Genomic DNA, 18831 nt, shown 5'->3' with positions numbered 1-18831 from the left:
AGAGCCGGGCACCCTTGGCAGATCGTTTGACCCCTCGCAGATCCGTCCGCCTCGACCGTCTCCTGGCAGGGCACGGCAACGAGAACGGGCGTGGATCCTCACCCCCTGCCTGCCCGCCAGCCTGCCTGCCATGCCGGCCCCGATGGGGCGGGGTACCTCAGGCGGCCTCTTCCTTCTTCGCCCGGGCATTGCGCACGAGCACTTCCTGCCTTCGCATGCGGGCGATCTCGGCCGAGGTGCCGCGCGTCTCCGAATAGAGGGCGAGGCTGAGTTCGTCGGCATCCGGCGGGGTGATCGCGAGGTCGCGATACTGTTCGGCGGCGGGATCGGACCAGATCCGGTCGGCCATCCGCTTCATCCGCAGATAGTCCCGGAACATCAGGGCGACGGCCCGCGCCTCCGAAAAGGCGTAGCGGGCATAGAAGGTCAGCGGGTTCTCGATCTTCATGCCGTGCCGGCGGTCGCGCCGCGACTTGATGCGCATGTAGCCGCCTTCCAGCGGATGGCAGCCATAGACCATGTAGTAGTTGCGATAGCCGAGAATGCGGAAGAGCAGCATCATCTTGCGGGTCGAGCCGGTGGCGCGCATGCGCTTCATGATCGTCTCGATGTGATCCCAGGAGTAGAACCGCCCCCAGACCTCCGAATAGACCTGGTCCCACTCTTCGTCCGACATCTTCTCGTGATGGGTGACGCGGTGGTTGAGGTCGTATTTGTTGAGGTCCGGATCCATCCAGACGCCCTTCCTGAAGAGCGTCTGGTGGTCCTCGCTGCCCGGCAGCGGCGTCAGGTTGGTGAAGTAGATCAGGTCGATCGGCAGCTCTCGCTTGATCACGTCGATGTCGTGCAGGATCGATTCCCGCGTGTCGTTTGCAAAGCCGATGATGTAGCCGACGGTGATCATCACCGAGCGCTTTTTCCATTCGAGGAACATCTCGCGATATTCGACGATCTTGTTCTGGTTCTTCTTCACCGCGATGAGGTTGTCGGGATTGATGTTCTCCATCCCGACGAAGACCTGGTCGACGCCGGCCTTGACCGCCTTGTCGATGAAGCCCGGGATCTTGTGGCAGCGCGTATCCACCTGGATCTGCATGCGGATCTTGATGCCGTGCTTCTCGCGCAGGAGGATCAGCCGGTCGAAGCAGGCCTCCCAGTTGCGGTTGCGGGCGAGATTGTCGTCGGTGACGAAGAACAGGTCGACGCCGATCGCCCAGTTGGCCCGCACGATGGCCTCCAGATCGTCGGCCGAGCGGAAGCGGCTGACGCGGCCCTGCACGTTGATGATGGTGCAGAAAGAGCACTGGAAGGGGCAGCCCCTGCCGATGTCGAAGCTCGAATAGAGGCCGAAGGTCTTCTCGACCTGGGCCCGGTCGAGGAACGGGATCTCCGCGCCCTCGAGGCCCGGCAGGTCGGCGTCGTGGCGATAATAGGGCTGCAGCGTGCCGGCATAGCCGTCGCGCAGCACCTGGTCGAAGCGCCCGCCCTCGGCCTCGCCGACGAAGAAGCTGATGCCCATGCGGCTCGCCGCCTCGATCTCGGGCGGCGTCTCGTCGAGCATGGCGAGCGAACCCGCGACATGAAACCCGCCGAGGCAGACCGGGACGCCCGCCGCCAGGAACGGGCGGGCGAGATCGACGGCCCGCGGAAACTGGTTCGACTGCACGCCGACGAGGGCGAGCATGCCCTTGCCGCCATCCTTGCCGATCATCGCGAGGATCTCTTTCGGCCGGATGCGGGTATTGGTCTCGTCGATCGTATGGATCACCACGTCGACGTCGCCGAGGACTTTGCGGGCGATGCAGTCCATGGCGATGCCGTTGAGACAGGCGAGCGAATTGGCCGGGATGGTGGAGCGCCGCCATTGCAGCGGGTAGCCGTCGTCGTCGTAATGCGTCGGTTTGACGAAAACGACGTGGAACTTCTCTTCGCTCGCCATCTGATCTCCCCGGTCTGCCGCAAGCCCATCCCCACAGCTGAGCTTGTGCATCTGCGAAGATCATGTTGGATTTACGGACATTCCGCAAGGGATTCTCAGGAAAACGGTCGCTCCTCCCCGCGGCCGCCCGAATTGTTGGTGGTACTGTTTTACCTGCGACTGATAATCATCCCGCCCTCCGGACGAAAAGCCGGATCCCGTTTTCCGAACGCACCGTCAGCCGCGACACCGGCTCCGGCTCGTGGCCGGGAACCGGGGTGACCTCGAAGCGGCGGACGATCTCCGCCAGCACCAGCGCCGCCTCCTGCAGCGCGAAGGAGGCGCCGACGCAGACCCGCGCTCCCATCGAGAACGGCATGTAGGCGCAGCGCTGGGCCTCCCGGGTGTCGGGCGAGGCGAAGCGGTCGGGCTGGAACTCGTTGGGGCTCTGCCAGTATTCGGTATGCCGGTGCATCAGCCAGATCGGCACGACGACGGGCGAACCGCAGGGCACGTCCTGGTCCCCCAGCCGCTCCGGCTTCTCGGTGTCGCGCGACAGATAGGCGATCGGCGGATAGAGCCGCAGCACCTCGCGGAAGATGTCGCGGGTGCGCTCCAGCCGCTTCATGTCGGCGAACTCCGGCGGCCGGTCGCCGAGCACCGCCCTCGCCTCCTGCCGCATCTCCGCCTGCACGTCCGGCCGGTTGGCGAGGCAGTAGAGCGCCCAGCCGAGGCCAGCCGCCGAGGTCTCGTGGCCGGCGAGGAACAGCATGGCGATCTGGTCGAGCAGTTCCTCGCCCTCGAATTTCGTCTTCGTCACCGGATCCTCGGCGGTCATCAGCACCGAGAGGATGTCGTTGGTCGGCACCGCCCGCCCCTCGCGCACCGCCTTCAGCCGGCGCTGCAGCGGGCCGTCGAGGACGTCGCGGATCTCCTTCGCCATCTTGCGGGCGCGCCGGTTCGACCACAGCCAGTGGATCGGCACGCCGACGAGGCCGATCATCCCTTGCGCGAAGGCGATGGCCTGGAACTCGTCGAAGGCGGAGAAGATGCGCCGCGCATCCTCCGCCGACATCGGCTCGGAGAAGATCGTGCGGAAGATCACGTCGCCGGCGAAATGCGTCATCTCGGCGTCGATCGCGACTTCCGCCCCGGTATCGGCCTGCGCCGCGAGGCGGGCGACCGCCGCATCGGAAGCATCGCGCATCAGCGGGAAGACGTTCTTCACTCCCGCATGGCTGAAGGCCTGGTCGACGATCCGCCGGTGGCGCTCCCAGGCCTCGCCATTGGACACGAAGATGGAATAGCCGGAGAGCTTGCGCATCATCCGTTCCATCAGGGCGCCCTTCGGGAACTCCTTGTAGCGCCTGACCAGGATGTCGCGGATCACCGCGGGGTCGCGAACGTTGTAGAGGTCGCGCTTCTTCATGAACGGCAGCGACGGGATCTTGTGCCGGCTGACGCCGATGAAGCCGTAGCTGCCCTTCAGGAACAGGCCGAGGCTCGAGCGCAGGTGGCCGCGGATGCGGTCCAGCGGCTTGTCGGGATGGACGTCCTTGGCCTTGGGCAGGACGGGATGGAAGTCTTGGCTCATGGCTGGGCGACGCTCGTTTCGATCGGCCGCGGGCGGGTCACCAGCTCGAAATAGTCGAAGCCGTGGCCGCGCTCGGAGGGTTTGAGATACTGGAAGTGAAAGTCGAGGGGCCGCATGCGGATGCGGCGAAAGGTCTCCGGCTCGAGGATATCGTGGAAATCCGGCTCGCGGCTGATCACCCGCGACGATCGATCGCCGAAGTCGACCCCCTCGACCAGCGGGATGCGGCAGCTCGATCCGGGGTCCGAGCCGGAGGTCACGTCGAGAACCAGCAGCCGGTCGCTCGCCGCGATGTCGGCGAGATCCCGCCGAAACCCCGCGTCGCCGCCGAGCAGCGTGTAGAGCGGCACCGTATGGCCAAGTGTCAGGAGCACGATCCTCGGCCCCGTGCGGGCTTCTGGCGGGTCGTCCTGCGCCTCGTGGGAGATCCGGCGCAGCAGCCTCGCCCCGGCCCTGACCAGATAAATCGCGCCGAGGCTATGGCCGACGACGAGGATCTCGTCCACCTCGCCCTGCCGCCACACCTCGAACATCCTTTCCGCAAAGGCCTCGGCCCGCTCCTCGGATCGCTCGAAGGCGCCGTCGGCCATGCCGCGAAGATAGCCGAGGAAGCGCGTCACCCACCAGATGTTCAGCCAGGCCTTGAGCCGGTTCCAACCCATCGCGAGGACGACCAGCATGGCAACCGACGCAAGGATCGCGGCGGCGGTCGAGAGCCCGGCCGTCGCTCCGAGGCTCGACGCGGCGACGGACACCGCGGCAACCGTCACGGCGACCGTGACCAGCCCCACCAGGACGCCGAGAAGAACCAGCGCCGGCGTCATCAGGATGGCGACATAGAGCGCCCAGGCCGGCCGATGGAAGCGCTTCAGGATGCCGCGCCGCCAGGTGGCGAGGGCGAAGCGGAAGGATTCGACCGCCAGCCTGACCTGCCGGCGCGGGAACCAGTAGCGGCTGACAATGTCGGTCCAGACCAGCATCTCGTAGCGCGTCTCGACGCGCCGGCCGTTTGCCTCACTGAGCGCATCCACCGTCCAGGCGCCGGCTGCCACGGCCTCCTCCGGCTCTTCCCGGACCGCGATCCGGCGCCGCCACCGCCTGGAGGCGGCGTCGAGACCGCTGCGGAAATGACCGTGATAGATCGGCGCGCCGCGGGGATCGAAGCCGTGGATGTAGAAGACGTGACGGCGAAAGTCGGCACTCCTCCCATCGAGGCTGCGATCCTGAACCGGCGAATGCGTCATTCTCGTCTCGTCTCCATCGAGCGGCGCCCTGATCGTTCGTCCATACCCCATGATGGTGCGCCGCACAGCGGGGCCTTCCGTCATCGACCCACATGAATCGAGGCAGCGGCCAGGGCCGACGGCCGAGACACGTGCTCTCGAACAGCGCTGGAGGGTCTACTCCCCCGGCGCCTTGCTCCCCGGCATCGGCAGGTCCAGCGGCTGTCCCATCGGCTCGGCCGGCGCCTCGCGCCCCTGCCGCCTCGCCGCCCCCCGTGTCGCCCGCCTGCGACGCCAGGCCCGCCGCATCGCCCGCGCCCGCACCTTCAGCCAGAAGCCGAGATCCTCGACCGTCTCGACCTGCCCCTCGTAGATCTCGGCGAGGGCGGCGCGGAACTCGTGATAGCCGAAGCGGGCCTCGCCTTCGATCCGCCGGCTCAGCGCCATCCAGGCCGGCGAGACCAGCAGCGTGATCGCGGTGACCGCCAGCGCCAGCCGGTAGACGTCGGCGCCGATCGCCCCGGAGGCGAAGGCCGCCGCCGCCAGCACGAAGGAGAACTCGCCGATCTGCGCCATCGACAGGCCGGCCTCGAGCGCGGTCTTGTGGCCGAGCCCGGCCAGCCGGATCAACAGGACGTTGAGGATGGTCTTGGCGAGGACGACGAACACCGCCGCGATCAGGACCAGCTCCCAGTTGGCGGCGATGTATCCGAGATCGATCAGGAGGCCGATCGACAGGAAGAACACGACCAGCAGGATCGACTGGATCGGCTCGACCACGTGGATCACCCGCGAGCGCAGGCTCGAGGCGCCGACCACGAGACCGGCGATGAAGGCGCCATAGGCCGGCGACAGGCCGACGATGCCGGACAGCGAGGCGGCGGCAAAGCAGAAGGCGAGCGAGCCGAGGGCGAGGATCTCGACATTGTCCTCGATGGCGGCGGCAAAGCTCAGCTTCAGCTTCGGCCGCCGGCCGAGATACCACAGGAGCCCGGCGAGCACCGCGACGGCGACGGTGATCTTCACGATCAGGCTCGCCCAGTCGATCTCGTCGCTCGCGCCGAGGGACGTCGAGATCAAGAGCATCGGCACCACGGCGATATCCTGGGCGATGAGGACGCCGACGGCGATCCGGCCGGGCTCGCCGCGCAGTTCGCCGATGTCCTCCAGCATCTTCATCGCCACCACCGTCGAGGACAAGGCGATGATGAAGCCGAGGATGATCGCCTCGGCGAGGGTGGCGTCGGAGATCAGCTTCAGGCCGAAGGTGATCGCCATCGCCGCGAGGAGCTGGCCGCTGGCGATCACCAGCGCCGGCTTCAGCGTCGCCACGAACGCCTTCAGCGACAGTTCCATCCCGATGAAGAAGAGCAGCATCAGGACGCCCATCTCGGCGAGCATCGTGACGTTCTCGTCGGAGGTCGAGACGAAGCCGAGGCCGGAGGGGCCGAGAAACACGCCGGCCAGGATGAAGCCGACCAACGGCGGCTGCCGCAGCCGCATCAGGCCGAGGCCGGAGACCACCGCGACGAGAATGACGAAGGCGATGACGGTCAGGTCGCCGGCGTGGCCGGCCGCGGTGTCTTCCAAGCGGCATCTCCGGTCGGCGCGAGAAAAGTCGATTCGCCATCACAGGCGACAACCTTGGTCGTGGTTTGTCGAGCCATGCGGAAAGGCCGGCTGATTTTTCGCGAGCCCCGAACGGCCCTCGCCCTCGCGGCAGCGGCTTCATCGCCGCGACCGCGATCGGCGTGCGAATTCCGGATCTTTTTCCCGTCTGATCGCTTCCCCATATGAAATGGCGACAGAGCCATTCGCATCCGCTGCGAAGATCACCGGGAGACTACGACACCATGAGCGCGACTTACGCCCCGACCCATGCCCTCGACGAGGTCGACCACCTTCGCCGGCTCCGGCGCGTCGCCAAGGTGGCCCGGGTCATGGACACGGCGATCCGGATTCCCGGAACAGGGATCAGCTTCGGCGGCGATTCGATCGTCGGCCTCATCCCCGGCGTCGGCGACGCAGGCACCGCGCTGGTGTCCCTGTGGATCGTCAACGAGGCCCGGCGCCTCGGCATGCCGTCGCACAAGCTGGCGAAGATGCTCGCCAATGTCGGCGTCGATTTCGGCCTCGGCGCGGTTCCGCTGGTCGGCGACGTCTTCGACCTGTTCTTCAAGGCCAACCGCAAGAACCTCGCGATCATCCTCGATCACTTCGGCCATGACGGCATGATCGATTCCCGCGGCGACATCCGCCCGATGAAGGACATCACGCCGAAGGCCCGCTCGGGGCGGTAGGCCGGCCGCTCAGTCGGCCATCGTCTCCAGGCTGGCGTAGCCTTCGGCCTTTTCGCCGGCGTCGAAGGGCGTGGTGACCTCGACGAAGGTGTCCGGGTAGAAGCCGTTGAAGCGGGTCCGCAGCGACAGCGAGTAGGCGCCGATGTGGCCGATCTCGATCCAGTCGCCGGTGTCGACCGTCTCGGGCAGCCAGAACGGCCGTGACAGGATGTCCACCGAATCGCAGGTCGCGCCGCAGACCTTGAAGGCGCCGATCTTCGCCGGGTCGCCATTGCGGGCGACGCGGGCGGGATCGGGGATGAAGCGGGCCGGCAGGGTGATCTTGCCGGTCCACGAATCCGACAGCGACGCCCAGATGCCGTCGTTGATGTAGAGCCGCTTGCCCTTTCTCAGCAGCACCCGCACGATCAGCGAGAAGGCCCGCGCGACGATCACCCGGCCGGGCTCGGCCACCAGCGGCATGTCGGCAAAGCCCCATTCCTCGATGTCGGAGTTCAGCCGGGTCATGATCTCCGCCATGCCCGGCATGTCCTTCTTCTTGCGGCGCGGGTCATGGCCGTATTCGGCCGGAAAGCCGCCGCCGACGTCGAGGCCGGCCAGCGGCACGTCGGCCCGGTTGCGCACCCAGTCGGCGGACGCGAGCGCGCGCTCGTAGGTGTCGGGATCCTCGATCTGCGAGCCGACATGGAAGCACAGGCCGACCTTGAAGCCGATCTTGTGGCAGCGCTGCAGGAGCTCGACCGCATGGGCGGGAGCTGCGCCGAACTTCTTCGACAGCTCGTAGGCCGCATGGCCCTTGGTCTGGATCCGGATGAAGAGCGTCACCGTGCCCGGGTCGATGTCGAGCGCCCGCACGATCCGCAGGATCTTCGCCACCTCGTCCTCGTGGTCGAGGGACAGAACGCGGATGCCGTAGGTCTCCAGCGCCAGGCGGATGTCCGACTGCGCCTTGACCGGATGCATGTAGAGCATCTCGGCGTCGGGCCTCGCCGCCTTCACCGCAGCGAACTCGCCGGGCGAGGCGACGTCGAAGGTGGAGATCCCCGCCTTGGCCAAGGTTTCCAGCACCATCGGCTCGCCATTCGTCTTCACCGCATAGGCCGTCTCGCCCGGAAAGGCGGCGACGAAGGCTCTGGCGTCGGCGGCAAGGACCTCCGGGCGGAAGCAGTAGACCGGCACGTCCGGGCGCAGGGTCAGAGCCGCGTCCCTGGCCGTTGAAAAGCTCTGCAAGCTGGCGTCTCCCGTGATGGTGGCGCGGCGGAACATGGGGCGCCGGAGGCGAAGGTCGAACCGGCCTTGTCACTCCACCGTCAGGGTTTTTGCTTGTCGCGACCAGCGCTCGGGCGCTACCCACGGTTCCGACGAACCATGACACGCCAATCCTCGAAGGTCATCAGGCCCATGCCGAACCGCCATCCGATCGCCGCCACCTCCCTTGAAGACATCGTCGAGGCCGTCGCCTCCGGTCGCTCGAGCCCCGCGCGGGAGATCGAGGCCGCGCAAGAGCGGATCGCCGAGGCGGACGGCCCGATCGGCGCCTTCCTGCGGACCGCGCCTCGCGACAGCCTGGTTGCGGCTTCGGCGCAGACGGGCCCGCTCGCCGGCGTCGCCGTCGGCGTCAAGGACATCTACGACACCCGCGACATGACGACCGAGCACGGCTCGCCGATCTACCGCAACCACCGGCCGGTCGCCGACGCGGCCCTCGTCTCCATGGCGAGGCTCGTCGGTGCGGCGATCATCGGCAAGACCACGACCACCGAATTCGCCAGCCTCGACCCCACCCCGACCCGCAACCCCCGCAACCTCGATCACACGCCGGGCGGCTCGTCCTCGGGCTCGGCGGCGGCGGTGGCGGCGGGCATGGTGCCGCTGGCCTTCGGCTCGCAGACCGGCGGTTCGGTGATCCGGCCGGCCTCCTTCTGCGGCGTCGCCGGCTTCAAGCCGAGCTTCCGCCTGCTGCCGACGGTCGGCATGAAGACCTTCTCCTACACGCTCGATACCGCTGGCCTGTTCGCCGCGACGGCGATGGACCTCGCCCTGGCGGCGAGCCTGATCACCCGCCGCGAGCTGGCGCCGGCGCGCCTGCCCGACGCCGCCGGGCTGACCATCGGCCTCTATCGCAGCACCGTCGACATCGAGGTCGAGCCGGCGATGCTCGAAGCCGTCGCCGAGGCCGCAGGCCTTCTCGAACGGGCCGGCGCCCGCCTCGTCGAGGTCGAGGAACCCGCCGCGCTGGCTTCGGCGCGGGACTGGCACGGGGCGATCCAGGGGTTCGAGGCGGTGATGGCGCTGTCGGACGAGTTCCATCATCACCGGTCGGAACTCGGCCCGAAGGTGCTGGCCGTCCTCGAGCAGGCGGCCACGCTGGCGCCTTCGACCTATGACGAGGCGCGCCGCGCCGCGCGGATCGCCCGCAAGGCCGCGTCCTCGCTGTTCGAGACCGTCGACGTCCTGCTGGCGCCGTCAGCGCTGGGGGCCGCCCCGGTGACGCTGGCCTCGACGGGGGATGCCCAGATGAACAAGCTCTGGACGCTGACCGGCAACCCTGTCGTCAGCGTGCCGGGCCTCGCCACCGCCGACGGGCTGCCGCTCGGCGTATCGGTGATCGCCCGCTTCGGGCGGGACGACCGGGCGCTGGCCGTCGCTGGCCTGCTGCAGGACATCCTCGCGCGACAATAAGTTCGAGATTATGATTAAACATCGACGCTTGGAACGCCGTCGATCCTGTCCCGGACCGGGACGATCCTGCGATATATTTCGCGCCGTCTTCGCAGTTGCATCGCCCGGTGCGGACGAAACTCCGGGCGCTCTTTTGCCTCCATACCGCGCTGCAGCGACGATTGGCTCTTTACGCGCCGCCACTATTCGTTAACCTGTGAGGGTTGAATGCACAGAGGAGCCCGAAACCATGCAACTCACGCGTTCGCTCAACCTCATCATGATCTGCGCGGCCTTCGCCTTTCTCGCGGCCATGGTGACAGGTTACGTGCCCTGATCACGGTCAGGGTCTGAAGCGGCGGCCGCCGCGGCGTCCCGGGCCCCGACCGGCTCGATGGATGGTTGGCCGTCCGATGGTTCCGTCCATATGCTTCCGTTCATAGGATGGACGACAAATCAGAAAGGCCGGGGAGACCCGGCCTTTCGCTTGTTTCAGGCGTCTTGAAAGTGCAGGCGCCGGCGCCTCAGGCCGCCGCGGCCGCAGCCGCGTCCTCGCCGACCGGCGCCGCGGCCCGCAGGCCGAGGATGTGGCAGATCGAATAGACGAGGTCGGCGCGGTTCATCGTGTAGAAGTGGAAGTCGGAAATGCCGCGCCTGGTCAGGTCGAGGACCTGCTCGGCGCAGAAGGCGGCGGAGACGTGCGAGCGGGTCTGCTCGTCCTCTTCCAGCCCCTCGAAGCGGGCGGCGAGCCAGGCCGGGATGCTGGCGCCGGTGGCGCTGGCGAAACGCGCGATCTTGGTGAAGTCGTGGATCGGCGCGATGCCCGGCACGATCGGGATGTAGATGCCCGCCTTGCGGGCGCGCTCGACATAACGCTCGAAGACATCGTTGTCGAAGAAGAACTGGGTGATCGCCCGGGTGGCGCCGTTGTCGACCTTGCGCTTCAGCATGTCGATGTCGGTGGCGAAGTCCGGGCTCTCGGGATGCTTCTCCGGATAGGCCGAGACCGAGATCTCGAAGTCGTCGATCTTCTTCAGGCCCGCGACCAGCTCGACCGCGTTGCGATAGCCGTCCGGCCGCGCGATGTACTTGCCGCCGACGCCCGCCTGGCTGTCGCCGCGCAGCGCCACGAAGTGTTTCACGCCGGTATCGCGGTACTGGCGAACCACCTCGTCGACCTCCTCGCGCGAGGCGTCGACGCAGGTCAGATGCGCGGCCGGGACGAGGCTGGTCTCCTTGAGGATCCGCTCGATCGTGTGGTGGGTGCGCTCCCGGGTGGAGCCGCCGGCGCCGTAGGTGACCGAGACGAAGGTCGGCTGCATCGGCGCCAGCCGCTCGATCGAGCGCCACAGGTTCTCCTCCATCTTCTCGGACTTCGGCGGGAAGAATTCGAACGAGACCCGGATGCCGGAATTCGACAGGGCGTTGACCTGGCTCATGGTTGTTTCCTCAGCTTGTCATGGCGATTTGCGCCGCGTCGTTCGCGGCGATGAGAAGGCGCTGATCCTCGGCGAGGAGGATGGTGACGGTGAGTTCCGCCGCCTGCGCGGACTTGGTCGTCAGGTGGACGAGGGAGCGGACCTCGAGCCCCGCCGCCTCGGCATAGGACGTCAGGGACTGATCGGAGAAGCCCAGCCGCAGATGGGCGTATTCGCTGCGCATGAACTCCATCTCGTGCGGCGCGAAATCGATGATGGCGAGCCGCCCGCCGGGCGACAGCGCCGCCGCGGCCTCGCGCACGGCCTTCGCCGGATCGTCGAGATAATGCAGGACCTGATGGATCAAGACGAGGTCGAAGCCGCCCCGCTCGACCGGCAGGTGATAGACGCTTCCGAGCCGCACCTGCGCATTGGTGACTTTGGCCTCGTCGAGCTTGGCCCGCGCCACCGCCAGCATCTCGCGGGAAGAATCGATGCCGACGGCCCGCTCGCAGCGCGGGGCCAGCACCTCGAGCATCCGCCCGGTGCCGGTGCCGACGTCGAGCAGCGTGTCGAACCGCTTGCGGCCGAGCGCCTGGCTCAGCGCCGCCTCCACCTCGGCGTCGGAGACGTGGAGCGAACGGATGCGATCCCACTCCTCGGCGTTGCGGGCGAAATAGTCCGCCGCACGCTCGGCCCGGCGCGCCCGCACCTCGGCCAGCCGCTCGGCATCGCGGGCGAGCACCGGATCCTCGGCGTCGATCCAGCCGACGAGGGCCCGCATCACCGGCAGCGCGACCGGATCGTCCGAGGCGCGGAAGAAGGCCCAGGAGCCCTCCTGATAGCGCGAGATCAGGCCCGCCTCGGCGAGCAGCTTCAGGTGGCGGGAAATGCGCGGCTGCGACTGGCCGAGAATCGTCGTAAGCTCGCTCACGGTCAGATCGGCGGCGGCCAGAAGGACGAGGAGCCTCAGCCGCGTCGGCTCGGCCGCGGCGCGCAGCAGATCGACGAAGGGCTCGAAGGCGAATTTGCGGACGTCCAACATGACACACTCGATTACGATATAAAGATATGTTTATGTCACGCCGAGAGATTTGGCAAGGCGTTTCCGGTCGTCGGCGCCGATTTTCCGTTTCTCCGGACGGCGTTGCGCACCGGGCGCCGCGCCCACCCGCTGGCGTCCCTGACGATTCGAGAAGAGGAGATCCGTCCTGAGCGCATCCCGACCAGCCCGCCCCGGCGAGAAGCCGTTTTCCGCCCCCCTGCCCGGCTTCGACGATGCCGGCCTCGTCTTCATCGGCCGGCTGCGCTCGCCCTTCGCCTCCCGTGACGATTGCCCGAAGAACCGCCGGGCCGCGATCGAGGCCGGGGCGACGGGGCGTCTCGAGGTCGACCGGCCCTTCCGGGAGGCTCTGCAGGGCCTCGCCCCCGGCGACCATGTCTTCTGCCTGAGCTGGCTCGACGGCGCGGCGCGGGACCTCGCCTTGCAGAAGCCGCGCCATGCCGAGACCCCCCGCGGCACCTTTTCGCTCCGCTCACCGGTGCGACCCAATCCGATCGGGCTGCATCTCGTGCGGATCGAGGCGCTCGACATCGAGTCGGGCCTCGTCACGATCGATGCGATCGACGTCGTCGACGGCACGCCGCTCCTCGACATCAAGCCCTATCACGGGTCCGTCGACCGGCCGCAGGAGGGCTGACGGCGGCGATGGCGACGGAACGACAGAGGCGCATCGTGCGGGCGGTGACGGCGACCATCCCGCGCGCGCCCTTCCTCGACGCCGAAGCGATTCGCGAGGCGGCCCGCTCGCGCCGCATGCGCAGCCTGTCGCCGGAAGCCGCCGTTTGGCTTGCGGTGGTGGCCCGCATCCGGCACGAACACACCGACTACGACGCGCTCATGGACGACGGCTACGACCGCGACGCCGCCCGCTTCTTCGTCGCCGACGACATCAATGCGGTTCTCGACGCGTGGGGCGCGCGCCGCCATGTCGATCCGGCCGACGTCGCGGACGAGGCGGAAGCCGCGGCAGAGGATGCGGATGAAGACGGGGAAGACACGCAGGAAGCGGATCGCGGCGCCTGATCGGCGATCGGCCCGCGGCGCCTGATCGGCTGAGCGCGGCTGAGCCGACGGATGTCGCGACCCACGTGAACGCCCGCGGCATCGACGGCACTCGCCGCGACAGATGGCCCAAACAAAAAAGCCCGTCCGGGGGAGGATCCGGACGGGCTCTCAAAGTTCGGCAAACGTTTGGGAGGAGTTGCTTGCCTGAGATGCTTCTCCCACGATCGACGTCCTGCAGCCAGAGCACCCGAAACATGGCAGCCATGCACGCCCCGCAATGGCGTGCATCGGCCGCGCCGCTCAATCGCCTGAAGGTCGAGCGCGCGACGGTCCATCGTCCGGGCCGCGGAAATCCTCCGCCACCGCGTCGCCCCAGGGGGACATGATTTCGGTCGCGCCGGAATTGACGTCGCCCCGGCGCATGACGCCCGCCGGACAGGCGAAGGCGTAGGGGAAGACGGTCCGCGGCGCGGTCTCGACATGGAACGCCCGGCGAAGCTCCGACAGGTCCTCGCTCGCGAAGGCCGAGTCGGCGATCACCGTCTCGCCGCCCGAGACGTCGATGCGGGGGGCATGGAAGGCGGCATCCAGATCCTCCCCTTCTGCCATCAGGCGATGGGCGATCTGGGCGACGGCCGGCAGGATCTTGCGCCCGCCCGAAGCACCGATCGCGAACCGCGCTTCCTCGGCCGATCCGATGGCGGTCTCGCCGACCACCGGGCAGACATTCATCAGACAGCGCTTGCCGGGGCCGAGCGAATTCGGCCGCCCCGGCTCCGGATCGAACCACATGATGCCGTTGTTGAGGAGGAGCCCCGTCGACGGCGAGACCACCCGCGCCCCGAACACCGACAAAAGGGTCTGGGTCATCGCCACCATGTTGCCGTGCCGGTCGACCACCGAGAAATGCGTCGTCGAGCCTGGCGACAGCGGGCTTTCGTGGTCGCCCATCGTCGCCAGCCGCTCGGCATAGGCGGCAGACAGGGCATCGGCCATCGCCGCCAGCTTGCCGGCGCGGCCCTCCGGCGGAACCGCTTGCGACAACCGGCGGAAGGTGTCGACGATGGTCGGCCCGGCGGTCAGCGTCGGCGTCGCATGCAGGCGGCCGCCGAACGCCTCGATCGACGCCGGCTGCTGGATCTCGGCGCGATAGGCCGCGAGATCCTCCACGCTCAGCGAGCCACCCTTGTCGCGGACGTCGCGGGCGAGTTCCCGGGCGACGTCGCCCTCGAAGAAGGCGCGCCGGCCGCCGCGGGCGATCGCATCCAAGGTGTCGGCGAAGCGCGGCATCTTCAGCCGGATGTCGCTCAGCGCCGTCCAGCCGCCGATCGGCGGGAACAGCCCGTCCTCCAGGAACAGCGCCGCCGCGTCGCGATCCTTCGCCAGCGACCGCGCCGCCGAGGCGATGATCAGCGCGGCGTACCAGTCCACCCGCATGCCCTCGCGTGCGAGCGCCGCCGCCGGCTCGACCAGGTCGCGCCAGGGCATCCTGCCCCAGCGCTCGTGGGCAAGGCCGATGCCGTCGACGGTGCCTGGGACGGCGACGGCCGAACCGCCCTCGATGTTGCGATCGCCCACCACGCGCTGCCACGGAAACAGGTCGCCGGCGACGCCCTCGCCCGACACGGGATAGTCGCGCGGGTCGAGCCCCGCCGGCGCCCGCATGCCGTAGGCGACCGCATGGGGCCTCGCCTCGCCCGCCCGCCAGACCATCATCGCGCCGCCGCCGGCCGGTCCGCTCATCCAGGGCTCCACCACCCCGATGGCGAAGGAGACCGCCGTCGCCGCATCGACCGCGTCGCCGCCGGCGGCCAGCACTTCCGCACCGACCTCGGCGGCACGGCGGTGCTGCGCGGCGACGATGCCGCCTTTCGAGACGCAGGCGGGCTTGGTGACGATGGTCGAGCGGGAGAAGTTTGTCATGGGAGCTCCTTTCGGTGCAGTCTGGCGGTGCAGTCTGGCGGCGCTGGCTTGGCAGGTCGGCAGCGAATCGGCCCCGGGGGCGAGACCGTGATGGGTCGGCTCAGGTGATCGCGTTGGCGGCGTCGAGAAGCGAGGGGACGATCTCGGCCACGAGACGCTCGGGGGTCCAGACCGTCCCGCTGACCGAGCATTGCACGGCCCCGCCCGATGCCTCGCCGCGGCCGACGGCCACGGCGACGGCGAGTTCGTTCATCCGCAACTCGTCCTGGGCGATCGCGTATCCCTGCCGCGCCGCCAGTTCGACACGCTCGCGGATCTGCTCGCGGTCCATCAGCGTCACGTCGGTGTAGCGATTGAGCGGCCAGGCCTCGACCCCCGCTGCACGCTCCTCCGGGCGGCGCCGCGACAGCATGGCCCGCCCGCTCGAGGTGTTGAGGGCCGGCACGCGGCGGCCGATGATCGTCGCGTCGTAGCTCGTCCGGGCGCTCGGCAGCCGGGCGGTATAGACGATGTCGGTTCCCGCAAGGCGCGCGAAGTTGATGGTCTCGCCGAGCTTCTGGCGAAGGTCGATCAGCCGCGGCATCGCCGCCCGCATGAGGTCGTCCGACCACAGATAGGCGTTGGCGAGTTCGCTCATGCGGATCGACGGGCTGTAGCGACGGGTCGACGGGTCCTTGTCGAGATAGCCGAGTTCATGGAACGTGGTCGTCAGCCGCTGCACCGTCGAGCGGTCGAAGCCGGTCTGCCGGGCGAGTTCGGTGAGGCCCATGCGAGGTGATTCCGGGCCGAAGGCCTCGAGAAGCCGCATCGCCTTCTCCAGCGACCCGATGAAATGTCCGTTGCGCCGCCTCTGCTTGTCCTGCTCCATGCTGCGCTGCACTCTTTTTATTCGACAATGGATGTTGACTAATTCGTAGCCTCGTTCTTACGATACCTCAATCCGCATATCACTAGCGCAGTGCGCTAAATGTTGGCGGGTTCTCGTCAGCGGCCCTGCCGCGCCCTTCCGGAGACGCACGCATGACTTTCTTCTCCCCTGCTTCCGCCTTCCGACCGGCCCGGCTCGTCCGCTCGGCACTTTTGGCTTCCGCCCTCGCCCTCAGCGGCTTTGCCGCCGGCCCCGCCGCCGCGCAGGAGATCCGCGCGGTGATGCATTCGGGCATCCGGGTGCTGGATCCGGTGATCACCACGGCGCACATCACCCGCAACCACGGCTACATGATCTACGACACGCTTCTCGGCATGGACGAGAACCTGAAGCCGCAGCCGCAGATGGCCTCGTGGACGGTGTCGGACGACCAGCTGACCTACACCTTCACCCTGCGCGACGGCCTGAAGTGGACCGACGGCCAGCCGGTCACCTCGGCCGACGCCATCGCCTCGCTGAAGCGCTGGGGCGAGCGGGACGGCGGCGCCCAGATGCTGTTCAAATACGTCGAGAGCCTGGAGGCTGAGGGCGACAAGACCCTCGTCATGAAGCTCTCGCAGCCCTTCTCCTACGCCATCGAGCTGATGGCCAAGCCCTCCGGCCTGCCGACCTTCATCATGCCGGAGCGGGTGGCCAAGACGCCGTCGAGCGAGGCGATCACCGACTATACGGGTTCGGGACCGTTCAAGTTCGTCGAGGCCGAGTTCGAGCCGGGCGTGCGGGCCGTCTACGAGAAGAACGCCGACTACGTGCCGCGCGAGGAGCCGGCGAGCTGGACCGCCGGCGGCAAGGTGGTCAAGGTCGACAAGGTCACCTGGGTGGTGATGCCGGACGCCCAGACCGCGGTGAACGCGATCAATTCCGGCGAGATCGACTTCCTCGAGCAGACCCCGATCGACCTGTTGCCACTGCTGTCGGCCAACCCCGACCTGACGGTCAAGACCCTCGGCAAGTACGGCTACCAGACCATGGCCCGGCTGAACTGGCTGAACCCGCCCTTCGACAACGTGAAGATCCGCCGCGCCGCCCTGACGGCGCTCGGCCAGCAGCCGATCCTCGCGGCCCTCGTCGGCAATCCCGACTACATGAAGGTCTGCGGCACGATGTATGGCTGCGACACCCCCTATGCGACCGAGGCCGGAGCGGAGCCGATCCTTAACGGGCCGCAGCCCGAAAAGGCCAAGGAGATGCTGAAGGAGGCCGGCTACGACGGCACGCCGATCGTCCTGATGCAGCCGACCGACGTCGCCTCGCTCGCGGCCCAGCCGGTGGTCGCGGCACAGCTGCTGCGCCAGGGCGGCTTCACCGTCGACATGCAGCCGATGGACTGGCAGACCCTCGTCACCCGCCGGGCCAGCCAGGCCGGCGTGAAGGACGGCGGCTGGAACCTGTTCTTCACCAACTGGATCGTTCCGGAAGTCTGGAGCCCGATCAACAACCCGATGCTCAACGGCGGCGGCAAGAGCGCGGCCTGGTTCGGCTGGCCGGACGACACCAAGCTCGAAGAAATGCGGGTGAAGTTCGCCTCCGCGACCAGCGAGGACGAGCGCAAGACCATCGCCGCCGACATCCAGGCCCATGCCTACGAGGTGGTGAACTACATCCCGGTCGGCGAGTACCTGATCCCCGCCACGATCTCGAACACCCTCGAGGGCATGCTGGAAATGCCGGTTCCGGTGTTCTGGAGCGTGACTAAGTCCGAGTAGCAAACGCGCGTTCCGGCGCCGCCTGACATCGGGCGGCGCCGGATCTCCTGCGCCGCCCGATATGACGGGCGGCGAACCTGTCCCGTGCCCCGAGGCATCCCTTCATGCTGGCTTATATCGCTCGCCGCGTCCTGGCATCGGTTCCCGTGCTGGTGGTCGTGGCGCTGTTCGTCTTCCTGCTGCTGCGGCTGACGCCCGGCGATCCCGCGGCGATCATCGCCGGCGACATGGCGACGCCGGATCAGCTGGAGCGCATCCGCGACAGCCTCGGCCTCAACGAGCCGCTCTTGACCCAGTTCGTCACCTGGAGCGGCCAGCTCCTGTCCGGCGACTTCGGCGCCTCGCTGATCTCCCGCACGCCGGTGCTGACGCTGATCGGCCAGCGGCTGGAGCCGACGCTCAGCCTTGCCATCGTCACCATGATCATCACGCTGGTCCTGTCGATCCCGATGGGCGTCATCGCCGCGTGGCGCCATGGCAGCCTCACCGACAACGTGGTGATGGCGATCTCCGTCCTCGGCTTTTCCATCCCGGTCTTCGTCACCGGCTACATCTTCATCCAGATCTTCGCGATCGACCTGCGGCTGCTGCCGGTCCAGGGCTTCCGGAGCGTCTTCGACGGGATCGGACCGTTCCTCGCCCGCATCATCCTGCCGGCCTTCACCCTCGCGACGATCTACATCGCACTGATCGCCCGGATGACCCGCGCGGCGATGCTCGAGGTCCTCGACGAGGACTATATCCGCACCGCGCGGGCGAAGGGCCTGACGGAGCGGATCGTCCTCTTCCGCCACGCGCTGCGCAACGCCGCCGTGCCGATCCTCACCGTCGTCGGAACGGGCTTCGCCCTGATGATCTCCGGCGTCGTCGTCACCGAGAGCGTCTTCAACATCCCCGGTCTCGGGCGGCTCACCGTCGATGCGATCCTCGCCCGCGACTATCCGGTCATCCAGGCGCTGATTCTGCTGACCAGCGGGATATACGTCGTCATCAATCTCCTGATCGACATCTCCTACGCCTTCATGGACCCGAGGATCCGCTACTGATGGCCAACCGAGACGCCGCTCCCACCGCTGCGACAGCGCCTGGCGC

15 protein-coding genes are annotated in these 18831 nt (G+C 67.9%); 6 read left to right on the top strand and 9 right to left on the bottom strand.

From position 1 onward, the window contains the following. Positions 1-157 precede the first annotated feature (157 nt). The 4 genes from ATO4_RS03450 to ATO4_RS03435 all read right to left on the bottom strand — a co-directional run bounded on the left by ATO4_RS03450 (position 158) and on the right by ATO4_RS03435 (position 6325). Positions 158-1939, bottom strand: coding sequence for a radical SAM protein (locus ATO4_RS03450; RefSeq protein ID WP_083590011.1), 1782 nt, complete (start codon positions 1937-1939; stop codon positions 158-160). Positions 1940-2105: 166 nt separating this feature from the next. Further along, a complete protein-coding gene (locus tag ATO4_RS03445) occupies positions 2106-3512 on the bottom strand; it encodes a cytochrome P450 (protein WP_083590010.1) in 1407 nt (468 codons plus the stop codon). Beyond that, complete coding sequence (locus ATO4_RS03440) at positions 3509-4756, bottom strand: hypothetical protein (protein WP_083590009.1); 1248 nt, start codon at positions 4754-4756, stop codon at positions 3509-3511. The genes ATO4_RS03445 and ATO4_RS03440 overlap by 4 nt, the downstream gene beginning before the upstream one ends. Positions 4757-4912: 156 nt before the next feature. Next, entirely contained in the window at positions 4913-6325 is a 1413-nt protein-coding gene (locus tag ATO4_RS03435) for a cation:proton antiporter (protein ID WP_245308543.1), read from the bottom strand. Positions 6326-6588: 263 nt separating this feature from the next. On the opposite strand from ATO4_RS03435, the gene ATO4_RS03430 reads away from it, so the two are divergent. After that, entirely contained in the window at positions 6589-7035 is a 447-nt protein-coding gene (locus ATO4_RS03430; RefSeq protein ID WP_083590008.1) for a DUF4112 domain-containing protein, read from the top strand. Positions 7036-7044: 9 nt separating this feature from the next. On the opposite strand, the gene ATO4_RS03425 is transcribed toward ATO4_RS03430, so the two are convergent. Beyond that, entirely contained in the window at positions 7045-8265 is a 1221-nt protein-coding gene (locus ATO4_RS03425; protein WP_083590180.1) for an alanine racemase, read from the bottom strand. 138 nt (positions 8266-8403) lie between these two features. Here ATO4_RS03425 and ATO4_RS03420 point away from each other — a divergent pair, with 138 nt between their 5' ends. Next, positions 8404-9717 (top strand): amidase, encoded by a 1314-nt coding sequence (locus ATO4_RS03420; RefSeq protein WP_245308542.1) that lies wholly within the window; start codon positions 8404-8406, stop codon positions 9715-9717. Positions 9718-10220: 503 nt separating this feature from the next. Here ATO4_RS03420 and metF read toward each other — a convergent pair. Both metF and ATO4_RS03410 read right to left on the bottom strand, forming a co-directional pair. Next, entirely contained in the window at positions 10221-11135 is a 915-nt protein-coding gene (gene metF / locus ATO4_RS03415; RefSeq protein WP_083590007.1) for a methylenetetrahydrofolate reductase [NAD(P)H], read from the bottom strand. A 10-nt stretch (positions 11136-11145) separates the two neighbouring features. Further along, positions 11146-12159 carry a metalloregulator ArsR/SmtB family transcription factor gene (locus tag ATO4_RS03410; protein WP_083590006.1) on the bottom strand — a complete coding sequence of 338 codons (1014 nt, stop codon included), beginning with the start codon at positions 12157-12159 and terminating at the stop codon, positions 11146-11148. A gap of 166 nt (positions 12160-12325) precedes the next feature. Between ATO4_RS03410 and tsaA the strand changes: the two genes are divergently transcribed. Both tsaA and ATO4_RS03400 read left to right on the top strand, forming a co-directional pair. Beyond that, positions 12326-12814, top strand: a complete 489-nt coding sequence (gene tsaA, locus ATO4_RS03405) for a tRNA (N6-threonylcarbamoyladenosine(37)-N6)-methyltransferase TrmO (protein WP_139802224.1) — start codon at positions 12326-12328, stop codon at positions 12812-12814. A 44-nt stretch (positions 12815-12858) separates the two neighbouring features. Beyond that, positions 12859-13200, top strand: a complete 342-nt coding sequence (locus tag ATO4_RS03400; RefSeq protein WP_245308541.1) for a DUF2293 domain-containing protein — start codon at positions 12859-12861, stop codon at positions 13198-13200. A 282-nt stretch (positions 13201-13482) separates the two neighbouring features. On the opposite strand, the gene ATO4_RS03395 is transcribed toward ATO4_RS03400, so the two are convergent. Together ATO4_RS03395 and ATO4_RS03390 are read right to left on the bottom strand one after the other, a co-directional pair. Continuing rightward, entirely contained in the window at positions 13483-15105 is a 1623-nt protein-coding gene (locus ATO4_RS03395; protein ID WP_083590003.1) for a gamma-glutamyltransferase, read from the bottom strand. A gap of 100 nt (positions 15106-15205) precedes the next feature. Then, positions 15206-15973 carry an IclR family transcriptional regulator gene (locus tag ATO4_RS03390; RefSeq protein WP_083590002.1) on the bottom strand — a complete coding sequence of 256 codons (768 nt, stop codon included), beginning with the start codon at positions 15971-15973 and terminating at the stop codon, positions 15206-15208. Between the two features lie 152 nt (positions 15974-16125). Here ATO4_RS03390 and ATO4_RS03385 point away from each other — a divergent pair, with 152 nt between their 5' ends. Both ATO4_RS03385 and ATO4_RS03380 read left to right on the top strand, forming a co-directional pair. Next, complete coding sequence (locus ATO4_RS03385; RefSeq protein WP_083590001.1) at positions 16126-17739, top strand: ABC transporter substrate-binding protein; 1614 nt, start codon at positions 16126-16128, stop codon at positions 17737-17739. Positions 17740-17843: 104 nt separating this feature from the next. After that, the gene (locus tag ATO4_RS03380) at positions 17844-18785 is read left to right on the top strand and encodes an ABC transporter permease (protein ID WP_083590000.1); all 942 of its coding nucleotides are present in this window, start codon (positions 17844-17846) and stop codon (positions 18783-18785) included. The last annotated feature ends 46 nt before the right edge of the window (positions 18786-18831 follow it).

This window comes from Aurantimonas sp. 22II-16-19i, from assembly GCF_002088275.1.
Taxonomy (GTDB): Bacteria; Pseudomonadota; Alphaproteobacteria; order Rhizobiales; family Rhizobiaceae; genus Jiella.
This window is presented reverse-complemented; position numbering and strand designations above follow the sequence as displayed.